Here is a 3,640-nt window from a genome sequence, read left to right on the forward strand (position 1 = left end):
AGAACCCGCCCTTCGTCACGGCCTTGTTGTTCAGGTACACGATGTTGAGGACCTGGCCGGTGCTGCGGCTGTACGCGATGCCGTTCGCATCCGTCGGCACGAGGTTCGCGCCGCCCGAGATCGTGATGCCCTGGTCGAGGTCCGAGGACCCGTCGAGGGAGTCGCGCGCGTTCGAGATCGCGTTGGTCGGAGCCGCGAGGCCCTTCGCGAACAGCGACGTGCGGATGATGCCCGCGTGGTAGGCCTCGACCGCGAGGATGCCGGCGGCCGCCTCGAGGTACGTCTTGTTCGTGATGAGCGGGGCGGCGCCCTTGTAGGCGGTCACTCCGACGTCCTCGAACACGAAGGACGCGAGCAGGAAGTTCTCGTCGCTCGCGAACGCGTCGAACTTCTCGCCCGGCTTGATGAGGCCGGCGGCCGTCGCCGCGGCGGAGAAGGCCGCGTCGAGGTCGATGGCCGGACGGGCGACCTTGGCCGAGCCCAGCGCGGAGCGCAGGAACTTGACGTGGGCCTTCTCGTCCTGGGCGATCTCGCGGGCGTACTCGCGGATCGCGCGGTCCTTGAACTGGACCTGGCGGCCGCCGGTGACGCCGCCGGCCGTGCCGACGCCGGAGATGTCGTTCGGGACGAGGCCCGCGCCGGTGGAGGCGCGGAGGTAGAACTCGGCCTCGAGGTACTCGAGGTTGAGCGCGAAGTTGAGGACGGCGAGGTCGGTCGCCTGTCCGGCGTCCGCCTCGGCCTGGGCGTCGGCCGCCTGGGCTCCGGTGGCGGGGATGAGGGCCGCGGCGCCGACGCCGAGACCCGCGATGCCGGCGGCGCTGAAGAAGCGACGACGGTCCAGCGGCGACTGCGCGCTCCGGTCGATGGCCTGGGTGATGAACTTCTTGTCGAACATGGTTGGAGCTCCCTTGATCGTCGCGACCGTATCCCAGATACCGAACGCGTGCTGGTTCGAACGCTATGCGGATGACAGGCATCCGGCATAGGGGCGCGATGCACTGTTTCGCCGGATGTCGAGAAGCGTTCGGAACGGGGACCGTGCCGGATTGCCCGGGATCGCATCGGATCCCCTCGGATCCCGCCCGCGGATGCGGATCAGGTCGGGATGACCTTGAACAGCACCTTGCGCGTGACCATGAACCAGATCGCCGCGAGCACCAGCGTGTGGACGACAGCCCCCTGCCAGGCGTTCGACCTGTCGAGGAACGGCAGGCTGCCGACGACGAGGACGAAGAACACGTGGACGATGAACACGTACAGGCTCGCGGAGCCCAGCGGCGTGTAGAACCACCCGAACGCCCGGTCGACCGGCTTCCAGACCCGCGTGAGGAACGTGTAGGCGACCACGAGCATGAGCGCGAGGTCGACGAGGCGCCCCGGCTGCAGGAACGTGCGCTGGTACATCGACTCGTACAGCGACGAGTAGAGGCCGTCGGGGACACCCGGCAGCTGCACGCCGTAGGTGTGGCCGGCCCACAGCACGGCGAGGGAGCCCACGTAGGCGACCAGCCCGATCGTCACCAGCGCGCGGCCCAGGCGGCCGGTGAGGGCCCGCGTGATCTGCCGCCGGTAGTAGCCGATGACCATGCCGTTGAGGAACGCGACCTGCCACGTGAGCAGCGGGAAGACGTCCTCGAACATCGACGGCAGGACCCGGATGTCGTACTGCGCGTTCAGCAGGTACCCGGCCCAGCTGGCGATGAGCACGACCCACCACATCCGCCGGCGGAGGAGCCACACGACGGCCGGCACGAGCAGCGTGAGGACCACGAACAGCCCCATGATGTTGAAGACCCACGGGCCCATGCGCAGCAGCAGCAGGTCCCGGATCGCGTACCAGGGCGGCGGGTAGTCGAGCAGGCGCGCGCCGTTCGGGTAGAGGTCGTAGACCTGGCCCGTCGTCACCTTGCCGTCGGCGCCCGTGCCGCGGTCGGTGAAGGTGGTGATCACGTCGGTGTCGAGGAACGGCACGAAGGTGAGCGCGAACACGATGACGACCACCGCGATCGCCACGACGTACTGCTTGAACGCGCGGCGGAGGATCGACACGAGCGCCTTCACCTCGCCGAACCGCTTCACGGCCATGGGGTAGACCATGCCGAGCACGAGGCCGGAGAGCAGGACGAACATCTCGGCGCCCGTGATGGCGCCGATCGCGTTGATGGTCACGTAGGAGTACGGGCTCGCCACCTCGATGTGGGTGATGACCACGGCGACGATGGTCCAGCCGCGGAAGAGGTCCAGGCGGCGGTCGCGGGGACTGTGCTCGTCCGGATAGCGCCAGCCGGGCCGGAGGCGCCCGATGAGGCCGGACGCGGCGAACAGCACGAGGAGCACGACCGCGCACAGCACGATCCAGCCCATCTGCTCGTCCTCCGGGGATCCGGGGTCGCGGTACTGCGCGGTCGCGGTGTTCGCGCGCTCCTGGTCGAACACCTGCGTGACGGGGCCGAGGGTCGCCGTCGCCGGGTCCAGGTGGGCGCGGAGGGCGGAGGCGATGGCCGGGTCGCCCGTGGCGCGCCAGTCGACGACGGCGCCGTCGGCCTCCGCCTCCTCCCGCTCGAGCTCCCGCCACACGACCATGCCGATGCCGGGGTGCTCCGCGCGGACGTCGGCCGAGAGCACCTGCTCCCACCAGGCGGCCTTGATCTCGGACTCGCTCGCGCCGTCGGTGCGGGCGGGGTCGTACAGCGCGCCCGTCTCGATGACGGCGGGCTTGCCGGTCCCCTCGATCCACTCCGCCGCGAAGTCGCGGCCGGCGCCGCCCTGGTCGGCGTAGCCGTACGCGCCGGTGAGCTCCCGGGAGAACTTGCCCTCCTCGGGGACGACGTTGTCGCCGAACTCCTGCTGCGGGACCACCTCGCCGCCCAGGTACTCCTCCACCGGCTGCCCGGTGACGAAGTCCTGCTCGGATCCGAAGTGCGAGGCCGACAGGCCCACCCAGTCGACGGCGTCGTCGCCCGGGTAGTACGGCCGGTAGGCGTCGTCGTCGATGTCGACGCGGCCGTTGCCGTCGGTGTCGAGCTCCGCGACGGGACGCGTGCCGGACGCGTCGGTGAGCCCGTCGGCCGACCCGAACGGGTAGCCGGCCGCGTAGGCGGGCGACCAGACGGTGACGGCGCCCGCGTCGGACGCGTGCACGGCGTCGGCGACCTGGCGGAAGGCCGCCACGTACGCGGACGGCTGCTGGCCCCACGGGGTCCACGAGCCGTTCATCTCGGGCGCGAACCGCACGAGCGCGCGGGAGTCGTAGCGCTCGCGGAGCGCCTCCAGCCGGGCGGCCAGGGCGTCCGCGTCCTCCGTGGTGAGCTCGGCGAGCGGCTTCGTGGGCTCCAGCGTGAGGAGGAGGAGCGCGCCCTGCTGGCCGGCCTGCTGGGCGAACTGGTCGAGGTAGGTGACGTCGTCGGACCCGAGGGGGTAGCGCACCGACTGGCCGAGCACCGCGGGGGTCGCCCCGAGGCGGTCCGCGTAGCTCTGCGCGTCGTCCGCGGTCCAGTCGAGGATGCCGCCGAACCAGGGTGCGTCCGGTGCACGCGTGAGGTCGACCTCGTCGGCGGGGGCCGCGGGCGCGGTGGCCGCCGGGGCGGCGGGGGCGGCGAGCGCGGCCGTCGCGGGGACGACGGCGATCGCGAGCGCGACG

The 3,640-nt window shown here is 71.3% G+C and carries 2 protein-coding genes; both read right to left on the reverse strand.

Translation table 11 applies throughout. The features are described from left to right. Positions 1-895: ferritin-like domain-containing protein (locus tag Q6969_RS14070; RefSeq protein WP_317230996.1), on the reverse strand; the 895-nt coding region annotated here is incomplete at its 3' end. 200 nt (positions 896-1,095) lie between these two features. Continuing rightward, the coding region (gene opgC, locus Q6969_RS14075; RefSeq protein ID WP_317230997.1) for an OpgC domain-containing protein at positions 1,096-3,640 on the reverse strand (2,545 nt) is incomplete at its 5' end.

The organism is Clavibacter sp. MX14-G9D (genome assembly GCF_032917815.1).
Classification (GTDB): Bacteria; Actinomycetota; Actinomycetes; order Actinomycetales; family Microbacteriaceae; genus Clavibacter; species Clavibacter michiganensis_K.